The sequence below is a fragment of the Leisingera sp. UBA4491 genome (genome assembly GCF_002388965.1).
Lineage (GTDB): Bacteria > Pseudomonadota > Alphaproteobacteria > Rhodobacterales > Rhodobacteraceae > Leisingera > Leisingera aquaemixtae.
The window spans coordinates 17,563-39,677 of the sequence record NZ_DGNN01000001.1 but is presented as its reverse complement, the minus strand read 5'-3'; the positions used below and the strand labels follow the sequence as shown (position 1 = coordinate 39,677).

Here is a 22,115-nt window from a genome sequence, read left to right as displayed (position 1 = left end):
CCGCCGGGACGGGCGCTGCCCTCAGGCATTGCCGCAACTGGTGCCGGGTGGTGAAAGGTCAAAACACCCGTTGCGCACCCGCCGTACGCCCCGCCTACGGGGATTTAACCCGGCTCTGGCAGGATCATCCCCGGTCATGATCACCCGCCGGGCCTGACACCCCCGGCACCTGGAACTGGGCTCCGGCGTGGCAGCCGGAGCACGCAGACGCGTTTTCGCATGGGGACACCCCCATCCCATCTCCACCCCGGCGGCGCCGCCACCCTTTAACGGACGGCCAGCAGCGGAACGGAAGCAGAGGCAGGCAGGCATTTTAGAGCGAAACCGGCAGGGCAGGGGCCTTGGCGGTCAGTCGGCGTGCACATGTAACATATCTCCTTGATATTCAAGGCGGGTGAGCATATTGATTATGTAACATACCATCTGGGAGTCCAAAATGCCTGTTGTCAGAATTAGCGATGCAACCTTAGTTGACCTCAAGACGCTGTCGAAATGGATCGAAGTCGATACGCCTTCAAAAACTATTGAAGCGCTCGTTAAGGAGAAGATGTCTGCTTTAGATTTAGTGCGAGATACCCCCATAATCGAGCAGGGTGGCGAGGCAAAAGTTATCTTACCTGAAGGTGAAGCGTCTGCCTTGGCCTTCACGCGCGTCCTTTCGGCCCGAATTGGTGAAAGCTACTTGGAACAGCCAACCTGGGCCAAGGTCCTATTAAAAGTAATCGAAGTGATCTCAGCGCAAGGAATAAAAGGGCGAGCCTTGGTTCGGGAATTGAATATCAACTCTAAAGATCGAGAGTATGAGGACCAAGGTTATAAATTCATTCCCGAGCTAGGAATATCAGTTCAAGGCCAATCGGCTCCGGATGCTTGGCGCGAAGCCGCTAGGCTTGCCAAAAAATGGAATATTGAGGTTTGGGTAGACTTTGTTTGGCGAGATAACGCGAAAGCGCGTCACCCCGGAGAGCATGGCTTGATGCGTGTTAAAGCGAAGGCCTCGGGATGATACTGGGACCTTGATCCCCCGCCCCAACCCGTCTATAGGCACCCGGTGGCGTCCTGCGCCACGGAATCACCAATCAAGAAAAGCCGCGGTCGGGCCATCACGCTTCGGGGCCCGCATCCGGCAAGGAGAAGCGACATGAAACTTCACGAACTGCGCGACAATCCCGGCGCCGCCAAGAAACGCACCCGTGTGGCCCGTGGCCCGGGTTCCGGCAAAGGTAAAATGGGCGGCCGTGGTATCAAGGGCCAGAAATCCCGTTCGGGCGTCTCGATCAATGGCTACGAAGGCGGCCAGATGCCGCTCTACCAGCGTCTGCCCAAGCGCGGCTTCAACAAGCCGAACCGCAAGGCATACGCCGTTGTGAACCTGGGCCTGATCCAGAAATTCATCGACGCAGGCAAGCTGGACGCAGCCGAAATCACCGAAGATTCGCTGGTCGCATCCGGCCTGGTCCGCCGCAAGCTGGACGGCATCCGCGTCCTGGCCAAAGGCGAACTGACCGCCAAAGCCACCATCGCGGTCACCGGCGCGTCGAAAGCCGCTGTTGAGGCCGTTGAAAAAGCTGGCGGCGCTCTGACTGTGGCAACTGCAGCCGCCGCAGAGTAACGGCTTGTGAGCGGCGCCAATGCCGCATACATAGGCCTAAGTTTTCCTAGAACGCCGCCCGAGCCGGAAAACGGTTCCGGGCGGCGTTTCGCTAAAGAAGAGACCTTTTCATGGTATCAGCAGCAGAACAAATGGCGGCGAACACCAGCTGGGCTGCCCTTGGCAAGGCCACGGATCTGCGCAACCGCATCCTGTTCACCATCGGCCTTTTGATTGTCTACCGCCTGGGCACCTTCATTCCGGTTCCCGGCATCGACGCAGCCGCCCTGCGCCAGTTCATGGAGCAGGCAGGCCAGGGCATCGGCGGCATGGTGTCGATGTTCACCGGCGGCGCGCTTGGCCGGATGGGGATCTTTGCCCTCGGCATCATGCCCTATATCTCCGCCTCCATTATCGTTCAGCTTCTGACCTCGATGGTGCCCGCGCTTGAGCAGCTCAAGAAAGAGGGCGAGCAGGGCCGCAAGAAGATCAACCAGTACACCCGCTACGGCACCGTGCTGCTGGCGACCGCGCAGGCCTATGGCCTCGCCGTGTCGCTGGAGCAGGGCGACCTGGCGACCGATCCGGGCATGTATTTCCGCATGGCCTGCATGATCACCCTGGTCGGCGGCACCATGTTCCTGATGTGGCTGGGCGAGCAGATCACCCAGCGCGGCATCGGCAACGGCATTTCGCTGATCATCTTCGTCGGCATCATCGCCGAGGTTCCGGCAGCGATTGCCCAGTTCTTCGCCTCCGGCCGCTCCGGCGCGATCAGCCCGGCGGTGATCATCGGTGTGATCCTGATGGTCGTGGCCGTGATCATGTTCGTGGTGTTCATGGAGCGCGCGCTGCGCAAGATCCACATCCAGTACCCGCGCCGCCAGGTCGGCATGAAGGTCTATGACGGCGGCTCGTCGCATCTGCCGGTCAAGGTGAACCCGGCGGGCGTGATCCCGGCGATTTTCGCCTCCTCGCTGCTCTTGCTGCCGACCACCATCTCGGCGTTCTCCTCGGGCGCTGCGACCGGTCCGGTGATGTCCTGGCTGCTGGCGAACTTCGGACCCGGCCAGCCGCTGTACCTGCTGTTCTTCGTCGCGATGATCGTGTTCTTTGCCTATTTCTACACCTTCAACGTCTCCTTCAAGCCGGAGGACGTGGCGAACAACCTGAAGAACCAGAACGGCTTTGTTCCCGGCATCCGCCCCGGCAAGAAGACCGCCGAATACATCGAATATGTGGTCAACCGGATCCTGGTTCTGGGCTCGGCCTATCTGGCGCTGGTCTGCCTGCTGCCGGAGGTCCTCCGCGGCCAATTCGCCATCCCCGTATATTTTGGCGGCACGTCCGTTCTGATTGTGGTATCCGTCACCATGGACACAATCCAGCAGGTGCAAAGCCACCTCCTCGCGCATCAGTATGAGGGCCTTATCGAGAAGAGCCAGCTGCGCGGGCGCAACAAGAAACGGACAAAACGGGGACCCTCTCGCCGATGACCAACATTATTCTCCTTGGCCCGCCTGGTGCGGGCAAAGGCACGCAGGCGCGCTATCTTGTGGAAAGCCGCGGCATGGTGCAGCTCAGCACCGGTGACATGCTGCGCGAAGCCCAGACCTCGGGCACCGATATGGGCAAGAAGGTTGCCGCCATCATGGCCGAGGGCAAGCTGGTCACCGACCAGATCGTGATCGGCCTGATCCGCGAGAAGCTGCAGGGCGGCGCCGAGGGCGGCTTTATCTTCGACGGCTTTCCGCGCACCCTGGCCCAGGCCGACGCGCTGGCCAAGCTGCTCGATGAGATGGACCTGAAGCTTGACGCGGTGATCGAGATGCAGGTGGATGACGAGGCGCTGGTCGCCCGCATCACCGGCCGCTCCACCTGCGGCGGCTGCGGCGAGGTCTACCACGACCAGACCAAACCCTGGCCCGCGGACGGCAAATGCGCCAACTGCGGCTCCACCGAGGTCAAGCGCCGGGCGGACGACAATGAGGACAGCCTCAAGACCCGCCTGATGGAATATTACAAGAAGACCTCGCCGCTGATCGGCTACTACTACGCCAAGGGCAATCTGCAGCGCATCGACGGCCTCGCCTCGATCGAGGAAGTGCGCAAGAACATGGCCTGGATCATGGGCGAATAAACCCGAGGTTTACCGGATCGAAATGCCCCGTGCTGCAACAGTGCGGGGCATTTTCATTTCCGGAGGCCCCGATGCCCGCACGCCATCTGCAACTGCCAGCCGCGCTTGCCGCGATGATTGCCCTGTCCGGCCCGTTGTCTGCGCAGCAGCTCTATCTTGACGATGCCGCTGCCTGCGACCGGGTGCTGATCAGCGAGGACGGGATGCTGGATTACGCCGCAGAGGGCGGGCTGATCCTGGACAGCAGCGGCTTCAGCTCTTTGGAGTATTTCTGCAGCTTCCAGCCGCCCATCCGGTTCGGCCAGCGCGCCTTCAGCGCAACCGACCACGCAGGCCGCTGCGAGCTGCCCGGACCGCAGTATTTTCCGCAGCTGTTCACGGTTGTGCTGGACCCGGAGGCGCCCGGCACCGTATCCATCTGGATGGGCGAGCCGGAGCCGCTGCGGTTCTTTGCCTGCAGCAGCTGACGGGGCAGGGGGCAAGCCGCGGCGTTTTCGCAGATCACGGCTTGACCCCCGCGGCAATTCCACATAGGCAACCCCATCCCTTCTGGGAATGATTCCCGGCGGATGGATTCGTCTGTCTGCCTTACCACCTCGAAATGCTGGACCCTCTGGCCACACTGCCACGGTCAAGTGTTGTGAAAAAAGGTTCCGGCGTTACGGAACCGCAACGAAAAGGAAAGTGACACGTGGCACGTATTGCCGGCGTTAACATCCCGACTGCAAAGCGGGTTCCCATCGCCCTCACCTATATCACCGGTATCGGCAACACCTCGGCGAAAGCAATCTGCGACGCCGTTGGCATCGACCCGACCCGCCGTGTGAACGAACTGTCCGACGCTGAAGTTCTGGCCGTGCGCGAGCACATCGACGCCAACTACACCGTCGAAGGCGACCTGCGCCGTGAAGTGCAGATGAACATCAAGCGCCTGATGGACCTCGGCTGCTACCGTGGCCTGCGCCACCGCCGCAACCTGCCGGTCCGCGGTCAGCGTACCCATACCAACGCCCGCACCCGCAAGGGCCCGGCGAAGCCGATCGCCGGCAAGAAGAAGTAAGGGAGGCTTGATCAATGGCACGCGATAAATCCCGCATTAAGCGTAAAGAGCGCAAGAACATCGCCACCGGCGTTGCTCACGTGAACTCTTCGTTCAACAACACCAAGATCCTGATCTCCGACGTGCAGGGCAACGCGATCTCCTGGTCGTCGGCCGGCACCATGGGCTTCAAAGGCTCGCGGAAATCGACCCCCTATGCCGCTCAGATGGCTGCAGAAGATGCAGGCAAGAAGGCACAGGAACACGGTGTGAAGACCCTGGAAGTCGAAGTTCAGGGCCCCGGTTCGGGCCGTGAATCTGCGCTGCGCGCGCTGGCCGCTGTCGGTTTCAACATCACCTCGATCCGTGATGTGACCCCGATCGCACACAATGGCTGCCGCCCGCCGAAGCGCCGCCGCGTCTAATCCGCATTTTTTGCTGGGGCCCCGCTTGATTCGCAGGGCCCCAGTGCGTCATTTAAACCTCGGGCGTCCTTGGCCTTCCGGACATGGGGCAAGGACAGGAATGGAGGGAACGCATGATCCACAAGAACTGGGCAGAGCTGATCAAGCCGGCACAGCTGGAAGTGAAGCCGGGCAACGATCCTGCACGCCAGGCAACCGTTGTTGCAGAGCCGCTGGAACGCGGTTTCGGCCTGACCCTGGGCAACGCGCTGCGCCGCGTGCTGATGAGCTCGCTGCAAGGCGCCGCCATCACCAGCGTGCAGATCGACAACGTGCTGCACGAGTTTTCCAGCGTCGCAGGTGTGCGTGAAGACGTCACCGACATCATCCTGAACCTCAAGCAGGTCTCCCTGCGCATGGAAGTCGAAGGCCCCAAGCGCCTGTCGATCAATGCCAAGGGCCCGGCAGTCGTTACCGCAGGCGACATTGCTGAGACCTCCGGCATCGAGGTTCTGAACCGCGATCACGTGATCTGCCACCTGGACGACGGCGCCGACCTGTTCATGGAACTGACCGTGAACACCGGCAAGGGCTATGTCTCGGCAGACAAGAACAAGCCGGAAGACGCACCGATCGGCCTGATCCCGATCGACGCGATCTACTCGCCGGTCAAGAAGGTCTCCTATGACGTTCAGCCGACCCGTGAGGGCCAGGTGCTGGACTATGACAAGCTGACCATGAAGGTGGAAACCGACGGCTCCATCACCCCCGATGACGCCGTGGCCTTTGCTGCCCGCATCCTGCAGGACCAGCTGGGCATCTTCGTCAACTTCGACGAGCCGGAATCGGCTGGCCGCCAGGACGAGGACGATGGTCTCGAGTTCAACCCGCTTCTGCTGAAGAAGGTGGACGAGCTGGAACTGTCTGTGCGTTCGGCAAACTGCCTGAAGAACGACAACATCGTCTATATCGGCGACCTGATCCAGAAGACCGAAGCGGAGATGCTGCGCACCCCGAACTTCGGCCGCAAGTCGCTGAACGAGATCAAGGAAGTGCTGTCGGGCATGGGCCTGCACCTTGGCATGGACGTCGAGGACTGGCCGCCGGACAACATCGAAGATCTGGCCAAAAAGTTCGAAGACAGCTTCTAAGGCATGTCTTTGAGGGGAGGGCCAAGGTCCTCCCCGATACATTCCCGGGTTTGGCCGGGGACAATCGGGCACCTGCCCCAAGGAGAGCAGCTGACACGCATCAGCCGCCTGACAAAGCAAAACGCAAGACAAGGAACTGAAAAATGCGTCACGCACGTGGTTACCGCCGCCTGAACCGTACTCATGAGCACCGCAAGGCCCTGTTCTCCAACATGGCCGGCTCGCTGATCGAGCACGAGCAGATCAAGACCACCCTGCCCAAAGCAAAAGAACTGCGCCCGATCGTTGAAAAACTGATCACTCTGGCGAAGCGCGGCGATCTGCACGCCCGCCGTCAGGCAGCTTCCAAGCTGAAAGAGGACAAGGACGTCGCGAAACTGTTCGAGGTTCTGGGCCCGCGCTACAAGGACCGTCAGGGCGGCTATGTCCGTGTCCTGAAGGCCGGCTTCCGCTATGGCGACATGGCTCCGATGGCGATCATCGAGTTCGTCGACCGCGACGTTTCCGCCAAAGGCGCCGCCGACAAGGCCCGCCTGGCAGCAGAAGAAGCAGCCGCCGAAGCTGAAGAATAAGACGCGCTGACCCTTTCGGGTTTGACTGTCTGGCCCCCGCTCCCCCGGAGCGGGGGTTTTTCGTGACGCGACGACAATCTGCGGATGTTTTGGATTCACTTTTTGTGCGAAAGAGAATCGTAATTTTATTCTGATTTCACTGCCGTATCCCTTTAGTTCCGGATCGGTCGTGATGAAAAAGAAGAACCTTCCCGCAGCCAGGCGGTTTTCCCTGGCAAACCTCAGTACGAAGACAAAAATCGTTTCGGTGGCCCTGTTTCCGCTGCTGCTGGTGCTTGGCGTCGGCGTGATGGCAGTTCTGGACCTGGGCCGTATGGAGAAGACCTCCAAGGCGGTCGATCATACCGGCCGGATCCTGAGCGAGTCGCAAGCGCTGGCTGTGGCGGCGCTGGACATGGAAGCCGGGCTGCGCGGCTACCTGCTGGCCGGGCGGGAAGAGTTTCTGGTGCCCTATGAGGCAGGCCAGGCCGATCTGGCAGAGGCGCTGACGGCGCTCAAGGCTCTGGCGGCGGACGATCCCCAAATGCTGGCGGACCTGCAGGAGGCGGAACAGATCCTGGCCGGCTGGCAGGAGAACGTGGCCGCTGGCGCCATCGACCTGCGCCGCGAAATCGGCGACGCCATGAGCATGAACGACATGGCGGACGCGGTGAAGAAGTCCAAGGGCCGGGTCCTGTTTGATGAGTTCCGCGCCGAAGTCGGCAAGATCATCGCGGACGAGGAGGTGGAGCTTGCCAACCGCCGCAACATCTTCTCCTCGCTGGTCAATGCCGGGATCGCCGATCCGGACTATCTGAGCGCCTCGCTGGAAGAGGTGGAAAAGGCCCATGAGGTGATCAGCACCGCCAAGGACCTGCTGGCCGCCGCCGTCGACATGGAAACCGGCGTGCGCGGCTTCCTGCTGGCGGGCGACCGGGCGTTTCTGGACCCCTATATGGAAGGCAACGAGCGCTTCAACGAGATCCTGGCAGACCTGCGGTTGGCCTTCACCGACAAGCTGATGCAGACCAACCGCCTGAATGCGGTGGCAGAGATCATCGGCAACTGGCGCAATGACGTGGTGGTACCGATGCTGCAGCTGCGCCGGGTCATCGGCAGCGCCGCCACCATGGACGACATGGCCGACCGGGTTGCCGAAGGGCAGGGCAAGGCGTATTTCGACCGCTTCCGCGAAACCCTGGCCTCGCTGCAGGCCCGCGGCGCTGAGACCATGGCCGCCCGCCGCGCCGCCAGCGACGAGATCGCAGCACAAACCCGGATCATGATTCCCGCAGCCATCGGCGCGGCGATTCTGATCGGCGCGGTGATGGCGCTGGTCACCAGCTCCGGCATCGCGTCCGGCATCCGCCGCATCGTGGTGTCGATGCGCGGACTGGCCGAAGGCAACAATGCAGTGGAGATCCACGGCCAGGAGCGCGGCGACGAAGTCGGCGACATGGCCCGCGCGCTGGAGAAGTTCCGCGACGAGCTGGTGCGGATGCAGGAAGCCGAACAGCAGAAGGCGCAAAGCAAGGACGCGGAGCTGGCCGGCGTGGTGCAGGAGCTGAGCGAGCGCCTGTCCCGGCTGTCGCACGGCGATCTGACCATCCGCATCGAAGACTCCTTCCCGGAGGAGTACGAGCAGCTGCGGGCGGACTTCAACGGCTCCATCGACAACCTCACCGCCACCGTGCAGGAGGTGATCGGCGCCTCGGCCAGCATCCGCAATGGTGCCGCCGAGATCAGCCAGGCCTCCGACGACCTGTCGCACCGCACCGAAAGCCAGGCCGCGACGCTGGAGGAGACCGCCGCCGCCATCGACGAGCTGACCGCCAGCGTGCGCTCGGCAGCGGAAGGGGCGCGCAACGTCGAGACCACGGTGCGGGAGGCCCGCCAGGAGGCCGAAAGCAGCGGCGAGGTGGTGCAGGACGCGGTGACCGCGATGAGCGGCATCGAGGACAGCTCCAACAAGATCTCGCAGATCATCTCGGTGATCGACGACATCGCCTTCCAGACCAACCTGCTGGCGCTGAATGCCGGCGTCGAGGCCGCCCGCGCGGGCGAGGCGGGCCGCGGCTTTGCGGTCGTCGCCAGCGAGGTGCGCGCCCTGGCGCAGCGCTCCTCGGATGCGGCGATGGAAATCAAGGCGCTGATTGGCGACAGCTCGCGCCAGGTGGCGGAAGGCGTGGATCTGGTCGGCCGCGCCGGCCAGGCGCTGCAGTCTATCGCCGGCCGGGTCAGCCATATCTCGCAGCTGGTGTCGGAGATCGCCGAGGGCGCAGCGGAGCAATCCACCGGCCTGCATGAGATCAACACCGGTGTGACCCAGCTGGACCAGGTGACCCAGCAGAACGCGGCGATGGTCGAGCAGGCCACCGCCGCAGGCCACATGCTGAACACCGATGCGATCAAGCTGGCCGAGCTGGTGGCGCGCTTCCAGGTGGACGGCAGCGCCGCCGCGCCTGCCGCCCCGGCGGCGCCGGCGCCGTCTGCCCACGGCGGCGATGACTGGGAGATCGAGGCCAGCCCGCTGCCCGCCGCAGCCATGCCCGCGGCAGAGGGCAATGCCGCCCGCGATCTGTGGCAGGATTTCTGACCCGCCCCAGCCGGCAAAGCAGGCCCTCCCGCGCGGAGGGCCTGTTGCCATTTTCCGGGGTGACAGGGGGGCGAATCTCCGCTAGCGTCCGGCCCATGACCCGCACTTACGCCGCATTCTGGTATTTCTTTTATCCGCGCCACACGGCGGACGGAGGGGTCAGCGCATTCTGAAAACCAGGATCGGAACGCACCAGGATACCACCAACCGCCCGCAGCCCGCAGGCGGTTTTTTTGTATCCGCCGCAGCGCCCAGGGCCCCCGCCAAGGAAACAAACCCATGACGCCCCAGACCGAAAACCTCCGCATCACCGGAATGCAGGAACTGATCTCGCCCGAAGACCTCGCCGCGCAGCTGCCTTCAACGGCAGCGGTGACCGATACTGTGCTGGCCAGCCGCACTGCGATCCAGGACGTGCTGCACGGCCGCGGCGACCGGGTGATCGCCATCGTCGGCCCCTGCTCGGTGCATGACCCCAAGGCGGCGATGGATTATGCCCGCCGCCTGGCGCCGCTGCGCGAACGGCTGGCCGGCGAGCTGGAAATCGTGATGCGGGTCTACTTCGAGAAGCCCCGCACCATCAGCGGCTGGAAAGGGCTGATCAACGACCCCGGCCTCGACGGCTCCTTCCGCATCAACGAGGGGCTGGGGCTGGCGCGCCGCCTGTGCCTGGACATTAACGCCCTGGGCCTGCCGGTCGGGACCGAGTTCCTGGATACCGCGGTGCCGCAGTACATCTCCGATCTGGTCGCCTGGGCCGCCATCGGCGCCCGCACCACCGAAAGCCAGATCCACCGCGAGATGGCCTCCGGCCTCAGCTGCCCGGTCGGCTTCAAGAACGGCACCCGCGGCAATGTGCAGATCGCGGTGGACGCGGTGCGCTCGGCGGCCCATCCGCATCATTTCATGGCGCTGGCGAAATCGGGGCGGGCGGCGATCGCCGCGACCAGCGGCAACCCCGACGGCCATCTGATCCTGCGCGGCGGCGGCGGCACCAATTATGACGCGGCCTCGGTCGATGCGGCCTGCAATCTGGCGGAGAAGGACGGCATCCGCGGCCATGTGATGATTGACGCCAGCCACGCCAACAGCGGCAAGGACCCGATGCGCCAGCCCGCCGTGCTGCGCGATGTGGCGGCCCAGATCGCCGCGGGCGACAGCCGCATCACCGGCGTGATGGTCGAAAGCCACCTGGTGGCGGGCCGCCAGGACCTGGGCAAGGGAGAGCTGACCTACGGCCAGTCCATCACCGACGGCTGCCTGGGCTGGGAGGACACCGTGGCCGAGCTGGAGCATCTGGCCGCAGCGGTCGCCAAGCGCCGCACGGTGGCCGCGCAGCGGGAGCTGGCCGAGGCCTGAGGCCGTTAAAAGGGGGGACGCGCCTTGCGGCGCGTGCCTCCGGCGGGGAGTATTTCGGGAAAGATGAAGGGCCGGAGCCGTTTTCGGCCGCTTGCTTCATCTGGCCCCAAATATCCCGGGGTGAATTGGCCGTGAGGCCAAGAGGGGCAGCGCCCCTCTTTCCTCTGGCCTGCGGGGCAGCGCCCCTCCGCCGCGGTGCGGCCCGGGCCGCCTGCCGCCTTGCAATCCGCGCGCGCACTCCGCATATCCTTCGGGCAACACTTGCTGGAGTCCACATGATCCGTCCCGCGCTCACTGCCCTTGCCATCGTTCTTGCCCTGCCTGCCGCCGCTGAGACCCGAGTGCCGCAAAGCCAGGCGGAGATCGCGCTGGGGTTTGCGCCGCTGGTCAAGGAGGCGGCGCCGGCGGTGGTGAATATTTACGCCAAGGTGGTGCGCCAGGTGCAGCAGCGCCGCCGCTCGCCGTTCATGAACGATCCGTTCTTCGATGATTTCTTCCGCGGCTTTGCCGAGCCGCAGCCGCGGGTGGAAAACTCGCTCGGCTCCGGGGTGATCCTGTCGGCGGACGGCATCGTGGTCTCCAATTACCATGTCGTCGGCAGCGCCACCGAAATCCGCGTGGTGACCGCAGACCGGCGCGAATACAATGCGCGGGTGATCCTGGGCGACAAGGCCAGCGACCTGGCGATCCTGCAGCTGGAAGAGGCCGAAGGCCTGCCGCATCTGGACCTGCGCAACAGTGATGAGGTGCAGGTGGGCGAGCTGGCGCTGGCGATCGGCAACCCGTTCGGGGTGGGGCAGACCGTCAGCAGCGGCATCATCTCGGGGCTGGCGCGCACCGGCATGGGGGCGGGCGATGGCTTTGGCTATTACATCCAGACCGACGCCCCGATCAATCCGGGCAACTCCGGCGGCGCGCTGATCGACGTCAATGGCGACCTCATTGGCATTAACACCCGCATCCTGTCCCGCTCCGGCGGCTCCAACGGCATTGGCTTTGCGATTCCTGCCAACCTGGTGAAGGAATTCGTCGCGCAGGCCCGCAGCGGCGCGGAAGAGTTTCAGCGCCCCTGGGCGGGCATGGCGGGCCAGCCGGTGGATGCGGATCTGGCGGCCTCTCTCGGGATGGACCTGCCGGAGGGCATGGTGGTTTCGGATCTGCACGCCGAAAGCCCCTTTGCCAAGGCGGGGTTCCGGGCGGGCGACGTGATCACCCATGTGGACGGCGAGGTGGTGAATTCGCCCTCGGAAATGGTGTTCCGCATGTCGGTGGCGGGGCTTGGCGATATGTCCGTCATCACCCGCCTGCGCGGCGGCGAACGGGAGGAGATCGAGGTGCCGATGATCGTGGCGCCCGACCAGCCGCCCGCCAACCCGGTGCAGCTGGATGAGAAAACCGCGCTGCCCGGGCTGACCGTGGCGCGGGTCAATCCCCAGGTGATCGCCCGCCTCGGCCTGCCCCTGTCGGCGGAGGGCGTGGTGGTCACCGACCCCGGCCCCTATGCCGGGCGCGGCGGCGTGCAGGCGGGCGACCAGCTGCTGGCAGTGAATGGCCAGGCAGTGGCCAGCACCGATGACGTTTATGCAATTCTTGCAGGCAGCGGCCGCTGGATCCAGCTGGACCTGAACCGGCACGGCCGCCGCATGGCGCTGAGGTTCCGGCTCTGATGGCGGATCTGTTCGGCAGCCCCGCGTCCGCGGACGCCGCTGCGCAGCAGCCCGCGCCGAACCGGCCGCTGGCCGACCGGCTGCGGCCGCAGTCGCTGAGTGAGGTGATCGGCCAGGAACAGGTGCTGGGGCCAGAAGCGCCCTTGGGGGTGATGCTGGCCTCCGGCTCGCTGTCGTCGCTGATCTTCTGGGGGCCGCCGGGGGTGGGCAAGACCACCATCGCGCGGCTGCTGGCCAAGGAAACCGACCTGCATTTCGTGCAGATCTCGGCGATCTTCACCGGCGTTCCGGAACTCAGGAAGGTGTTCGAGGCCGCAAAGATCCGCCGCCAGAACGGGCAGGGCACGCTGTTGTTCGTGGATGAGATCCACCGCTTCAACAAGGCCCAGCAGGACGGCTTCCTGCCGCATATGGAGGATGGCACCATCCTCTTGGTTGGGGCGACGACGGAAAACCCCTCGTTTGAACTCAATGCCGCTGTGCTCAGCCGCAGCCAGGTGCTGGTGCTGGAGCGGCTGTCGCTGGGTGATCTGGAGCGCCTGACCCAGCGCGCCGAGAAGGAGCTGGGCCGCGCCCTGCCGCTGTCGGGCGATGCCCGCGATGCGCTGCACGAGATGGCCGATGGCGACGGCCGGGCGCTGCTGAACCTCATCGAGCAAGTGGCCGCGTGGAAGGTGGAGGCACCCTTGGGGCGCGAGGCGCTGTCAAACCGGCTGATGCGCCGGGCGGCCAAGTTCGACAAGTCCGGCGACGAGCATTACAACCTGATCTCCGCCTTGCATAAGTCCATCCGCGGCTCCGATCCGGATGCCGCGCTTTACTGGCTGGGGCGGATGCTGGAGGGCGGTGAGGATCCGCGGTTTCTGGCCCGGCGGCTGACGATGATGTCGACCGAGGACATCGGCATGGCCGACCCGCAGGCCAATACCGTCTGCCTCAATGCCTGGCAGACCTATGAGCGCCTTGGCAGCCCGGAGGGCGAGCTGGCGCTCGCGAATGCCGCGGTCTACCTGGCGCTGGCGCCGAAATCCAACGCGGTTTACGTGGGCATCAAGGCGGCCCGGCGGCTGGCCAAGCAGACCGGCAGCGCGCCGCCGCCCAAGCACATCCTGAACGCGCCGACCAAGCTGATGGCGGAGCAGGGCTATGGCGAGGGCTATGCCTATGACCACGACGCGGAGGACGGGTTCTCCGGCCAGAATTACTTCCCCGACGGGGTGAAGCGCCCGGTGCTGTATCAGCCGGTGGAGCGGGGGTTCGAGCGTGAGCTGAAACGGCGGAATGACTATTTCGCGAATCTCAGGCTGAAGCGGAACAAATAAGGCGGCTTTCCCCGGGGAAAGCCGCTGCCTCCGGCGGGCGTATTTCGGGAAAGATGAAAGGGCGGGCGTTGCAGTGGCAGCTCTGCAGCCCTTGCAACACGGGCAAAACTTGACATCCCTGCCTGCGCCGGCGACAGGACTGGGATGATTTTTTCGGTTTCCATGGTCGCGGTCGGCGGCGCAATCGGGGCGGTATGCCGTTATCTGGCCGGGCTGGGCATCATCCGCCTGCTGGGGCATCACGATTTCCCGGTGGCGGTGATCACCGTGAACGTGATCGGCTCCTTCCTGATGGGGGTGTTTGTGGTGGCCGCCGCGATGCGCGGGCTGACCCATCTGAGCCCGTTGGTGATGACCGGGCTTCTGGGCGGGTTCACCACCTTCTCGGCGTTCTCGCTGGAGACCGCCAACCTGATCGAGCGCGGCGCCTTCGGGCAGGCGGCGCTCTATGTAGTTTTGTCCGTGGGCCTGTCGGTCGGCGGTCTGTTTCTCGGCCTGATGGCCGCAAGGGGAGTGTTCGCATGAGCGGCGTTCAGATGATTACCGTCAGCGAAGACGATGGCGGCCAGCGCATCGACCGCTGGCTGCGGCGGCTGTTTCCGCATGTGAACCAGGGCCGCATCGAGAAGATGTGCCGCAAGGGCGAGCTGCGGCTGGATGGCGCACGGGTGAAGGCCAGCAGCCGCGTCGAGGCGGGGCAGGTGGTGCGGGTGCCGCCGCTGGCGGACAGCGACCTGAAACCGGCCGAGCCGCGCGCGATGAAAATCTCGGATGCGGATGCCAAAATGATCCAGTCCTGCGTCATCTACCGCGACGATGATGTGATCGTGCTGAACAAGCCCGCAGGGCTGGCGGTGCAGGGCGGTTCCGGTACCACAAAGCATGTGGACGGGCTGGCCGAGGCGTTGAAGTTCGGGCTGGAGGAAAAGCCCAAGCTGGTGCACCGGATCGACAAGGACACCTCCGGCGTGCTGGTGCTGGCGCGCAACCGCAAGGCGGCGCAGGCGCTGACCGCCGCCTTCCGCCACAAGAACACCCGCAAGATTTACTGGGCCTTGGTGGCTGGCGTGCCGACGCCCTATCTGGGCGAGATCAAGAACGGGCTGGTGAAGGCGCCGGGCCACGGCAAGTCCGGCGAAGGCGAGAAGATGATCAACGTGCATCCGCGCGACATCGACGACACGCCGGGCGCCAAGCGGGCGCATACGCTGTATGCCACGCTGTACCGTGTGGCCAGCCGCGCCGCCTGGGTGGCGATGGAGCCGATCACCGGGCGCACCCACCAGCTGCGGGCGCATATGTCGGGCATGGGCCATCCTATTGCCGGTGACGGCAAATACGGCGGCTCGGGGCAGGAGAACCTGGGCGACGGCTGGGGTGCGCAGATCGGCGGAGTGATCTCCAAGAAGCTGCATCTGCACGCGCGCCGGATGGTATTTGAGCACCCGGTGACGCGCAAGCCGGTTTCGGTGGTGGCACCGCTGCCGGAGCATATGAAGGAAAGCTGGGAGACCTTCGGCTGGAGCGAGGACCTGGCGGCGGACGATCCGTTTGAGGACCTGAAGTGAGCGCACCGCTGCGGCTGATCCTGTTTGATGTCGATGGCACCCTGGCGGACAGCCAAGGCGCGATCACCGGCGCGATGGCGGAGGCGTTCGAGGGTGTGGGCCTGACGGTGCCGCCGCGCGAGGCGATCCTGTCGATTGTGGGCCTGTCGCTGCCGCTGGCGATGCGGGAGCTGGCGCCGGCTGAGGATGCCGCCACCGTTGAAGCGCTGGTGGAGGGCTACAAGTCTTCCTACATGCTGGCGCGCGAGGCGGCAGGGGCAGCGCATTCGCCGCTCTACCCCGGCACGCTGGAGATGCTGGCGGAGCTGAACGAGGTGCCGGAATACCTGCTGGGGGTTGCCACCGGCAAATCCCAGCGCGGCGTTGACGCGCTGATCGCGGCGCATGGGCTGACCTGTTTCGTGACCCGGCAGGTGGCGGATCACCATCCCTCGAAACCGCATCCCTCGATGATCCTGGCGGCGATGGCGGAGACCGGGGTGGAGCGCGGCAGCACCGTGATGATCGGCGACACGCGGTTTGACATTGAAATGGGGCGCGCAGCGGGGGTCACCACCATCGCCGTGCCCTGGGGCTATCATCCGGCAGAGACATTGGGCGCCGATTACCTGATCCGCGATTTCGCGGAGCTGCGCCCGCTGCTGGCAGAGATCTGGAGAGGCTAAGAGATGAGCGGCTGGGCACAGAAACGGTTCTGGAAAGAGGTCTCGGTGGCGGAGACCGGCGGCGGGTTTGCGGTGGAACTGGACGGCCGCCGGGTCAAGACGCCCGCCAAGGCGCCGCTGATGCTGCCGACGCGGGACATGGCCGCGGCCATCGCCGCCGAGTGGGACGCGCAGACCGAGTCAGTCGACCCGCTGGCGATGCCCTGCACCCGGTCGGCGAACGCCGCAATTGACAAGGTGACACATCAGCACAGCGAAGTGGCCGCCATGCTGGCCGAATACGGCGACAGCGATCTGCTGTGCTACCGCGCGGACGCGCCGGTTGAGCTGACGCTGCGGCAGGCGCAGGAATGGGATCCGGCGCTGGACTGGGCGGCAGAGACGCTGGGCGCGCGGCTGCAGCCCCGCATGGGCGTGCTGCATCAGCCGCAGGAGACCGCGGCGCTGGCGGTGCTGGCGGAAAGGGTCCGGGCGATGACGCCGTTCCAGCTGGCGGCGTTCCACGATTTGGTAGGGATTTCCGGCTCTTTGATCCTGGGCTTTGCCGCCGCGCATGGCTGGCGCCGCGCCGATGAGATCTGGCTGCTGTCGCGGCTGGACGAGCGCTGGCAGGAAGAGCAATGGGGCGCGGACGAGGAGGCCGCCGCCGCCGCCGCCGTCAAACGGCAGGAATTTCTGCACGCCAAACGCTTCTTCGATTTTTCCTGAGAGCAGAAAATTACCAATTCGGGCCGCGTGGAGTAAAAATGTTTACTCCCGGTGCATTTGTGCGCATCCCGCCCATCGAATTTCCTGATAGCGGCCTTGACGTTTGTTGATGAATGCGCCCACACTCAGGCGCGAAAAAGGGGTAAACCCTTCTTCGGTCTCATTTCCGGCGGGGGATCGCCGGGTAATAAGAACCGCCGCACAGGCGGACTATCAGGAAGAGGTAAAAATGAAAAAAACCGTATTTTTGGGCGCTCTGACCGTTGCCGGTCTGGCGGCTGGCGCAGCTGCTGCCGGCACGCTGGATGACGTGAAAGCCCGCGGCAAGCTGAACTGCGGCGTCACCACCGGCCTGGTCGGATTTGCGGCCCCGAATGCGAATGGCGAATGGGAAGGTTTTGACGTTGCCGTGTGCCGGGCTGTGGCTGCAGCCGTGCTGGGCGACTCGACCGCTGTTGAATTCGTGCCGACCACCGGCAAGACCCGTTTCACCGCGCTGGCCTCCGGCGAGATCGACCTGCTGGCGCGCAACACCACCTGGACCTTCTCGCGCGATGTCGACCTGAAGTTCGAATTCGTGGGCGTGAACTATTATGACGGCCAGGGCTTCATGGTCCCGAAAGAGCTGGGCGTGTCCTCGGCCAAGGAACTGGACGGCGCCACTGTCTGCATCCAGACCGGCACCACCACCGAGCTGAACCTGGCGGACTTCTTCCGCTCCAACAACATCAGCTATGAGCCGGTTCCGATCGAAACCAACGCCGAAGCGCAGCAGCAGTACCTGGCTGGGTCCTGCGACGTCTACACCACCGACGCCTCCGGCCTGGCCGCAACCCGCGCCACCTTCGACGATCCGTCGGGTCACGTGATCCTGCCGGAAATCATCTCCAAAGAGCCGCTCGGCCCGCTGGTCCGCCATGGCGACCACGAATGGGGCGACGTTGTCCGCTGGAGCCTGATGGCGCTGATCGCGGCTGAAGAGCTGGGCATCACCTCGGCCAACATCAGCGAAATGGCAGCCGGCACCGACAACCCGGAAATCAACCGCCTGCTGGGCAGCGAAGGCACCCTGGGCGAGATGCTGGGCCTGGAAGCTGACTGGGCGCAAAAGGCTGTTGCCGCCGGCGGCAACTACGGTGAGATCTTTGCCAAGAACATCGGCGAAGACACCCCGGTCGGCCTGGCCCGCGGCCTGAACGCACAGTGGACCGAAGGCGGCCTGCTGTACGCTCCGCCGTTCCGCTAAACATACCACCGGGAGGGGCGCAGGACATTCCTGCGCCCTTTTCCTATCAGAAAAAAGCTCCGGTCCGCTGCGGAGCGGCGACAAACGCCGCCAGGACAAAGAACCGGAGCCAGGGGATCACAATACATGTCAACGCTTACTGACCCGCCGAACGAAGGTTTTCGGCTGTCTATGCTCATTAACGATACCCGCTACCGTTCCCTGACGTTTCAGGTGATTGCGGCGATCGTTCTGGCCCTGTGCATCTGGTATCTGGGCAATAACCTGATCCAGAACCTGCGGGCTGCGGGGCTCAATATTTCCTACTCCTTCCTTGGCGACTCGGCCGGGTACGACATCAACCAGCGCCTGGTTGAATACGACAGCCAGTCCAGCCACGCCCGCGCGGCGCTGGTCGGTGTGCTGAACACCCTGCTGGTGGCCTTCCTGGCCTGTATCACCGCCACCGTCTTCGGGGTGGTCGCAGGGGTTCTGAGGCTCTCCAACAACTGGCTCGTCTCCAAGCTGATGGCGGTCTACGTGGAGATCTTCCGCAACATTCCGGTGCTGATCTGGATCATCATCATCTTCACCATCATGACGGCGGTGCTGCCGGGGCCGCGGGAGTTCCGCGGCGACGATCCGTCGGCAAGTATGCTGTTTGACGCCTTTGCCTTCACCAACCGCGGGATCTACACGCCGTTGCCCTGGTTCCAGAACGGGATCTTTGAGAGCACCGCGATGAACTGGCTGCTGATCCTGGCCGGGTTTGCCCTGTCCTGGGGCGTGGTGCATCAGATCAACGTCTGGGCCAGCCGCAAGCAGGAAGCCACCGGTGTCCGCCCCAAGACCCTGCTGCCGGTCCTCGCAGCCTGGCTGGTGCCGTTCCTGGCGCTGACCATGATCATGGGGCTGACCTGGGAATATCCTGAGCTGAAGGGCTTTAACTTCACTGGCGGGATCAAGGTCGGCGGCCCGCTGATCGCGCTGTGGTTTGCGCTGTCGATCTACACCGGCGCCTTTATCGCGGAAAACGTCCGGGCCGGCATCCAGGCGGTGTCCAAGGGCCAGACCGAAGCCGCGGCGGCGCTGGGCCTGCGCCCGCGCCGGGTGATGAACCTGGTGGTTCTGCCGCAGGCGCTGCGGGTGATCATCCCGCCGCTGATCTCGCAGTTCCTCAACATCACCAAGAACTCCTCGCTCGCCATCGCCGTGGGCTATGCGGATATCACCGCAACCCTTGGCGGCATCACCCTGAACCAGACCGGCCGTGCCATCGAGTGCGTGCTGCTCCTGATGCTGTTCTACCTGACCGCCTCGCTGGTGATCTCGATGGTGATGAACGTCTACAACGCATCTGTGAAGCTGAAGGAGCGCTGAGACATGAGCGATACACACGCACAAACCGTCGCCTTTGTCCGCGAAACCCAGATCCCGCCGGCCCCGCCGCCGGCGTCGGAAACCGGTGTGGTGAAATGGCTGCGCGAGAACCTGTTCTCCAACGCCGCGAACTCCGCGCTGACCATCGCGGCGCTGGCGGTGATTTTCCTGGTGCTGCAAAACACGCTGCCGTGGATTTTGAACGGGGTTTGGACCACCAACTCGCTGGCCGAATGCCGCGAAGTGCTGCAGGGCAAGACCGGGGCCTGTTTCTCGGTGCTGACCGAGCGCTGGAACCAGCTTCTGTACGGTTTCAAATATCCCTCTGATGCCTATTGGCGTCCGAACCTGGCCCTGGTTCTGCTGCTGTTTGCAGCCGCGCCGGTGCTGTTCTTCGATCTGCCGCGCAAGCTGCTGATCTTCACTGCCATCTACCCGTTCCTGGCCTTCTGGCTGATCTGGGGCGGCACGCTGATGGTGCCGGTGGTGGCGCTGCTGGGCTTTGCGGCGGCTGCGGCCGTGTTCCAGACCTTCAGCAAGAGCAGCTTTGCGATCGCCTTCTTCGGCGCAATCGCAGCGGCGTTTGCGGTCTGGATCCTGGGCGGGCTGCTGATCCCCGAAGGGGCGTCGGAAAACGCCTGGCTCGCCCCGGTGCCTTCGCGCGATCTGGGCGGCTTCATGCTGAACCTGATGCTGGGCGTGACCTGCGTGTCGCTGTCGCTGCCCCTGGGCATCGCGCTGGCGCTGGGCCGCCAGTCGGACATGCCGCTGATCAAGTGGATGTGCGTGATCTTCATCGAGTTCGTGCGCGGCGTGCCGCTGATCACCCTGCTGTTCGTGGCGTCGGTGATGCTGGCCTACTTCTTCCCGCCGGAAAGCACGGTGGACCTGTTCCTGCGCGTGGTGATCATGATCACCATGTTCTCGGCGGCCTATATCGCCGAGGTGATCCGCGGCGGTCTCGCCGCGCTTCCGAAGGGGCAGTATGAAGCGGCCGACAGCCTGGGCCTGGATTATGCGCAGGCAATGCGGCTGATCATCCTGCCGCAGGCGCTGAAGATCTCCATCCCGGGCATCGTGAACGTGGCCGTCGGCCTGTTCAAGGACACCACCCTGGTCTCGGTCATCTCGATGTTCGACCTGGTGGGCATGATCCGCGGCCCGATCCTCGCCTCCACCGAGTGGAACGGGGTCTACTGGGAGCTTCTGGGCTTTGCCGCGCTTCTGTTCTTCGTCGTCTGCTACGGCATTTCTCAATACTCACAGTGGCTTGAGCGCCGTCTCGCCACCGACCACCGTTAAGGAGTTCAACACATGTCTGAACTTATGTCCGACCGCGAAATCGACCGCTCCAAGATGCAGGTGAGCGACGAGGTCGCCATTGAAATCTCCAACATGAACAAGTGGTACGGGTCCTTCCACGTGCTGCGCGACATCAATCTGACCGTCAACCAGGGCGAGCGGATCGTGATCGCGGGCCCGTCGGGCTCCGGCAAATCCACCCTGATCCGCTGCCTGAACGCGCTGGAAGAGCACCAGCAGGGCAGGATCGTGGTGGACGGCACCGAGCTGTCCAACGACCTCAAGAACATCGACAAGATCCGGTCCGAGGTCGGGATGGTGTTCCAGCACTTCAACCTGTTCCCGCATCTGACCATCCTGGAGAACTGCACCCTGGCGCCGATCTGGGTCCGCAAGACGCCCAAGAAAGAGGCCGAGGAGCGGGCGATGCACTTCCTGGAGAAGGTCAAGATCCCGGAGCAGGCCGACAAGTACCCTGGCCAGCTGTCGGGCGGCCAGCAGCAGCGTGTGGCGATTGCGCGCTCGCTGTGCATGATGCCGCGCATCATGCTGTTCGATGAACCGACATCGGCGCTCGACCCGGAGATGATCAAGGAGGTCCTGGACACCATGATCGAACTGGCCGAGGAAGGCATGACCATGCTGTGCGTGACCCACGAGATGGGCTTTGCCCGTCAGGTGGCGAACCGGGTGATCTTCATGGACGCAGGCCAGATCGTCGAACAGAACGAGCCGGAAGAGTTCTTCAACAACCCGAAGAGCGACCGCACCAAGCTGTTCCTCAGCCAGATCCTGGGCCACTGAGGGCCCCAGCGGCGGCGGGCGGAACCGCCCGCTCTGCAAAACAGAAAGGCCGGGCAGTGCGCCCGGCCTTTTTCCGTTCCGGCTGCCCGGATCAGGAATGGCTCGCGAAGACCTCGGTGGTGCCATCGGCGAGGACCAGCAGGGTATCGAACGCCTCGCGCTCGTCTCCCATCTCCATGCCCGGCGAGCCGATCGGCATTCCCGGCACGGTCAGCCCCAGAGCCGCCGGTTGTTCTACCAGCAGCCGCTGGATGTCCGCCGCGGGCACATGGCCCTCGATCACGTAAGACCCGGCCATCGCAGTGTGGCAGGACGCCAGATCGCCGCCGACGCCCAGCCGCTCTTTCATGGCCCACAGCTCCTCGTCCCCTACGTTGCGCACCTCGGTGGTGAAACCGGCGGCGGCCAGGCGGTCGGCCCAGGCGGTGCAGCAGCCGCAGGTGGGCGACTTCATGATGCGGATGGTGGTCTCCGCTTCCGCGGCAAAGCCCGGCAGGGCGGCGAAGGGCAGGGCGGCTGCGGCCAGCAGCAGGGTACGGCGGTGCATGGGTCTTCTCCAATCCTCGCGGGGGCGTGTTTCCGGCTGGAAATATAGGTCCGCCCGTGCTGCCCTGCCAGAGGCCTCCGGCGCGGGATGCGCCAG

General features: G+C 64.3%; 22 protein-coding genes. 21 read left to right on the top strand and 1 reads right to left on the bottom strand.

Going from position 1 to position 22,115, the window contains the following annotated elements; translation table 11 throughout:
* The first annotated feature begins 436 nt into the window (after nucleotides 1-436).
* The 21 genes from B2P87_RS00210 (at nucleotide 437) to B2P87_RS00110 (ending at nucleotide 21,472) form a co-directional block, all read left to right on the top strand.
* Nucleotides 437-1,006, top strand: a complete 570-nt coding sequence (locus B2P87_RS00210; RefSeq protein WP_244940739.1) for a T4SS efffector SepA family protein — start codon at nucleotides 437-439, stop codon at nucleotides 1,004-1,006.
* Between the two features lie 135 nt (nucleotides 1,007-1,141).
* Nucleotides 1,142-1,612 (top strand): 50S ribosomal protein L15, encoded by a 471-nt coding sequence (gene rplO, locus B2P87_RS00205; RefSeq protein ID WP_008554905.1) that lies wholly within the window; start codon nucleotides 1,142-1,144, stop codon nucleotides 1,610-1,612.
* A 110-nt stretch (nucleotides 1,613-1,722) separates the two neighbouring features.
* Complete coding sequence (gene secY, locus B2P87_RS00200; RefSeq protein WP_141891400.1) at nucleotides 1,723-3,087, top strand: preprotein translocase subunit SecY; 1,365 nt, start codon at nucleotides 1,723-1,725, stop codon at nucleotides 3,085-3,087.
* Complete coding sequence (locus tag B2P87_RS00195) at nucleotides 3,084-3,731, top strand: adenylate kinase (protein WP_058285599.1); 648 nt, start codon at nucleotides 3,084-3,086, stop codon at nucleotides 3,729-3,731. The genes secY and B2P87_RS00195 overlap by 4 nt, the downstream gene beginning before the upstream one ends.
* A gap of 71 nt (nucleotides 3,732-3,802) precedes the next feature.
* Complete coding sequence (locus tag B2P87_RS00190; RefSeq protein WP_141891399.1) at nucleotides 3,803-4,198, top strand: hypothetical protein; 396 nt, start codon at nucleotides 3,803-3,805, stop codon at nucleotides 4,196-4,198.
* Nucleotides 4,199-4,422: 224 nt separating this feature from the next.
* The gene (gene rpsM, locus B2P87_RS00185; RefSeq protein ID WP_008557298.1) at nucleotides 4,423-4,791 is read left to right on the top strand and encodes a 30S ribosomal protein S13; all 369 of its coding nucleotides are present in this window, start codon (nucleotides 4,423-4,425) and stop codon (nucleotides 4,789-4,791) included.
* A gap of 14 nt (nucleotides 4,792-4,805) precedes the next feature.
* Nucleotides 4,806-5,195, top strand: coding sequence for a 30S ribosomal protein S11 (rpsK, locus tag B2P87_RS00180; RefSeq protein ID WP_008553560.1), 390 nt, complete (start codon nucleotides 4,806-4,808; stop codon nucleotides 5,193-5,195).
* Nucleotides 5,196-5,308: 113 nt separating this feature from the next.
* The gene (locus tag B2P87_RS00175; RefSeq protein ID WP_058285601.1) at nucleotides 5,309-6,325 is read left to right on the top strand and encodes a DNA-directed RNA polymerase subunit alpha; all 1,017 of its coding nucleotides are present in this window, start codon (nucleotides 5,309-5,311) and stop codon (nucleotides 6,323-6,325) included.
* A gap of 143 nt (nucleotides 6,326-6,468) precedes the next feature.
* Nucleotides 6,469-6,897, top strand: coding sequence for a 50S ribosomal protein L17 (rplQ, locus tag B2P87_RS00170; protein WP_058285602.1), 429 nt, complete (start codon nucleotides 6,469-6,471; stop codon nucleotides 6,895-6,897).
* Between the two features lie 172 nt (nucleotides 6,898-7,069).
* Nucleotides 7,070-9,472 carry a CHASE3 domain-containing protein gene (locus tag B2P87_RS00165; protein WP_244940738.1) on the top strand — a complete coding sequence of 801 codons (2,403 nt, stop codon included), beginning with the start codon at nucleotides 7,070-7,072 and terminating at the stop codon, nucleotides 9,470-9,472.
* 279 nt (nucleotides 9,473-9,751) lie between these two features.
* Nucleotides 9,752-10,831, top strand: a complete 1,080-nt coding sequence (locus tag B2P87_RS00160; protein ID WP_141891397.1) for a 3-deoxy-7-phosphoheptulonate synthase — start codon at nucleotides 9,752-9,754, stop codon at nucleotides 10,829-10,831.
* A 275-nt stretch (nucleotides 10,832-11,106) separates the two neighbouring features.
* Nucleotides 11,107-12,498, top strand: a complete 1,392-nt coding sequence (locus B2P87_RS00155) for a trypsin-like peptidase domain-containing protein (RefSeq protein WP_141891396.1) — start codon at nucleotides 11,107-11,109, stop codon at nucleotides 12,496-12,498.
* Nucleotides 12,498-13,820, top strand: coding sequence for a replication-associated recombination protein A (locus B2P87_RS00150; protein ID WP_141891395.1), 1,323 nt, complete (start codon nucleotides 12,498-12,500; stop codon nucleotides 13,818-13,820). Before B2P87_RS00155 ends, B2P87_RS00150 begins: the two co-directional genes overlap by 1 nt.
* A gap of 144 nt (nucleotides 13,821-13,964) precedes the next feature.
* On the top strand, nucleotides 13,965-14,345 hold the full coding sequence (crcB, locus tag B2P87_RS00145) for a fluoride efflux transporter CrcB (protein WP_141891394.1): 381 nt from the start codon (nucleotides 13,965-13,967) through the stop codon (nucleotides 14,343-14,345).
* Entirely contained in the window at nucleotides 14,342-15,388 is a 1,047-nt protein-coding gene (locus B2P87_RS00140; protein WP_141891393.1) for an RluA family pseudouridine synthase, read from the top strand. The genes crcB and B2P87_RS00140 overlap by 4 nt, the downstream gene beginning before the upstream one ends.
* A complete protein-coding gene (locus tag B2P87_RS00135; protein ID WP_141891392.1) occupies nucleotides 15,385-16,053 on the top strand; it encodes an HAD family hydrolase in 669 nt (222 codons plus the stop codon). Before B2P87_RS00140 ends, B2P87_RS00135 begins: the two co-directional genes overlap by 4 nt.
* Nucleotides 16,054-16,056: 3 nt before the next feature.
* Nucleotides 16,057-16,761 carry an ATP12 family chaperone protein gene (locus B2P87_RS00130; protein ID WP_141891391.1) on the top strand — a complete coding sequence of 235 codons (705 nt, stop codon included), beginning with the start codon at nucleotides 16,057-16,059 and terminating at the stop codon, nucleotides 16,759-16,761.
* Between the two features lie 229 nt (nucleotides 16,762-16,990).
* Nucleotides 16,991-18,007, top strand: a complete 1,017-nt coding sequence (locus tag B2P87_RS00125) for an amino acid ABC transporter substrate-binding protein (protein WP_058285611.1) — start codon at nucleotides 16,991-16,993, stop codon at nucleotides 18,005-18,007.
* Between the two features lie 126 nt (nucleotides 18,008-18,133).
* Complete coding sequence (locus B2P87_RS00120) at nucleotides 18,134-19,366, top strand: amino acid ABC transporter permease (RefSeq protein ID WP_058285612.1); 1,233 nt, start codon at nucleotides 18,134-18,136, stop codon at nucleotides 19,364-19,366.
* A 3-nt stretch (nucleotides 19,367-19,369) separates the two neighbouring features.
* Entirely contained in the window at nucleotides 19,370-20,668 is a 1,299-nt protein-coding gene (locus tag B2P87_RS00115; protein WP_141891390.1) for an amino acid ABC transporter permease, read from the top strand.
* 12 nt (nucleotides 20,669-20,680) lie between these two features.
* Entirely contained in the window at nucleotides 20,681-21,472 is a 792-nt protein-coding gene (locus tag B2P87_RS00110; protein WP_058285614.1) for an amino acid ABC transporter ATP-binding protein, read from the top strand.
* A gap of 91 nt (nucleotides 21,473-21,563) precedes the next feature.
* On the opposite strand, the gene B2P87_RS00105 is transcribed toward B2P87_RS00110, so the two are convergent.
* The gene (locus B2P87_RS00105) at nucleotides 21,564-22,019 is read right to left on the bottom strand and encodes a DUF411 domain-containing protein (protein ID WP_141891389.1); all 456 of its coding nucleotides are present in this window, start codon (nucleotides 22,017-22,019) and stop codon (nucleotides 21,564-21,566) included.
* Nucleotides 22,020-22,115 lie beyond the last annotated feature (96 nt).

Excerpts from the sequence above, each read along its gene's own strand:
- B2P87_RS00210 (WP_244940739.1), top strand. The coding sequence starts at position 437 with ATGCCTGTTGTCAGAATTAGCGATGCAACCTTAGTTGACCTCAAGACG.
- rplO (WP_008554905.1), top strand. The coding sequence starts at position 1,142 with ATGAAACTTCACGAACTGCGCGACAATCCCGGCGCCGCCAAGAAACGC.
- secY (WP_141891400.1), top strand. The coding sequence starts at position 1,723 with ATGGTATCAGCAGCAGAACAAATGGCGGCGAACACCAGCTGGGCTGCC.
- B2P87_RS00195 (WP_058285599.1), top strand. The coding sequence starts at position 3,084 with ATGACCAACATTATTCTCCTTGGCCCGCCTGGTGCGGGCAAAGGCACG.
- B2P87_RS00190 (WP_141891399.1), top strand. The coding sequence starts at position 3,803 with ATGCCCGCACGCCATCTGCAACTGCCAGCCGCGCTTGCCGCGATGATT.
- rpsK (WP_008553560.1), top strand. The coding sequence starts at position 4,806 with ATGGCACGCGATAAATCCCGCATTAAGCGTAAAGAGCGCAAGAACATC.
- B2P87_RS00175 (WP_058285601.1), top strand. The coding sequence starts at position 5,309 with ATGATCCACAAGAACTGGGCAGAGCTGATCAAGCCGGCACAGCTGGAA.
- rplQ (WP_058285602.1), top strand. The coding sequence starts at position 6,469 with ATGCGTCACGCACGTGGTTACCGCCGCCTGAACCGTACTCATGAGCAC.
- B2P87_RS00165 (WP_244940738.1), top strand. The coding sequence starts at position 7,070 with ATGAAAAAGAAGAACCTTCCCGCAGCCAGGCGGTTTTCCCTGGCAAAC.
- B2P87_RS00160 (WP_141891397.1), top strand. The coding sequence starts at position 9,752 with ATGACGCCCCAGACCGAAAACCTCCGCATCACCGGAATGCAGGAACTG.
- B2P87_RS00155 (WP_141891396.1), top strand. The coding sequence starts at position 11,107 with ATGATCCGTCCCGCGCTCACTGCCCTTGCCATCGTTCTTGCCCTGCCT.
- B2P87_RS00150 (WP_141891395.1), top strand. The coding sequence starts at position 12,498 with ATGGCGGATCTGTTCGGCAGCCCCGCGTCCGCGGACGCCGCTGCGCAG.
- crcB (WP_141891394.1), top strand. The coding sequence starts at position 13,965 with ATGATTTTTTCGGTTTCCATGGTCGCGGTCGGCGGCGCAATCGGGGCG.
- B2P87_RS00140 (WP_141891393.1), top strand. The coding sequence starts at position 14,342 with ATGAGCGGCGTTCAGATGATTACCGTCAGCGAAGACGATGGCGGCCAG.
- B2P87_RS00130 (WP_141891391.1), top strand. The coding sequence starts at position 16,057 with ATGAGCGGCTGGGCACAGAAACGGTTCTGGAAAGAGGTCTCGGTGGCG.
- B2P87_RS00125 (WP_058285611.1), top strand. The coding sequence starts at position 16,991 with ATGAAAAAAACCGTATTTTTGGGCGCTCTGACCGTTGCCGGTCTGGCG.
- B2P87_RS00120 (WP_058285612.1), top strand. The coding sequence starts at position 18,134 with ATGTCAACGCTTACTGACCCGCCGAACGAAGGTTTTCGGCTGTCTATG.
- B2P87_RS00115 (WP_141891390.1), top strand. The coding sequence starts at position 19,370 with ATGAGCGATACACACGCACAAACCGTCGCCTTTGTCCGCGAAACCCAG.
- B2P87_RS00110 (WP_058285614.1), top strand. The coding sequence starts at position 20,681 with ATGTCTGAACTTATGTCCGACCGCGAAATCGACCGCTCCAAGATGCAG.
- B2P87_RS00105 (WP_141891389.1), bottom strand. The coding sequence starts at position 22,019 with ATGCACCGCCGTACCCTGCTGCTGGCCGCAGCCGCCCTGCCCTTCGCC.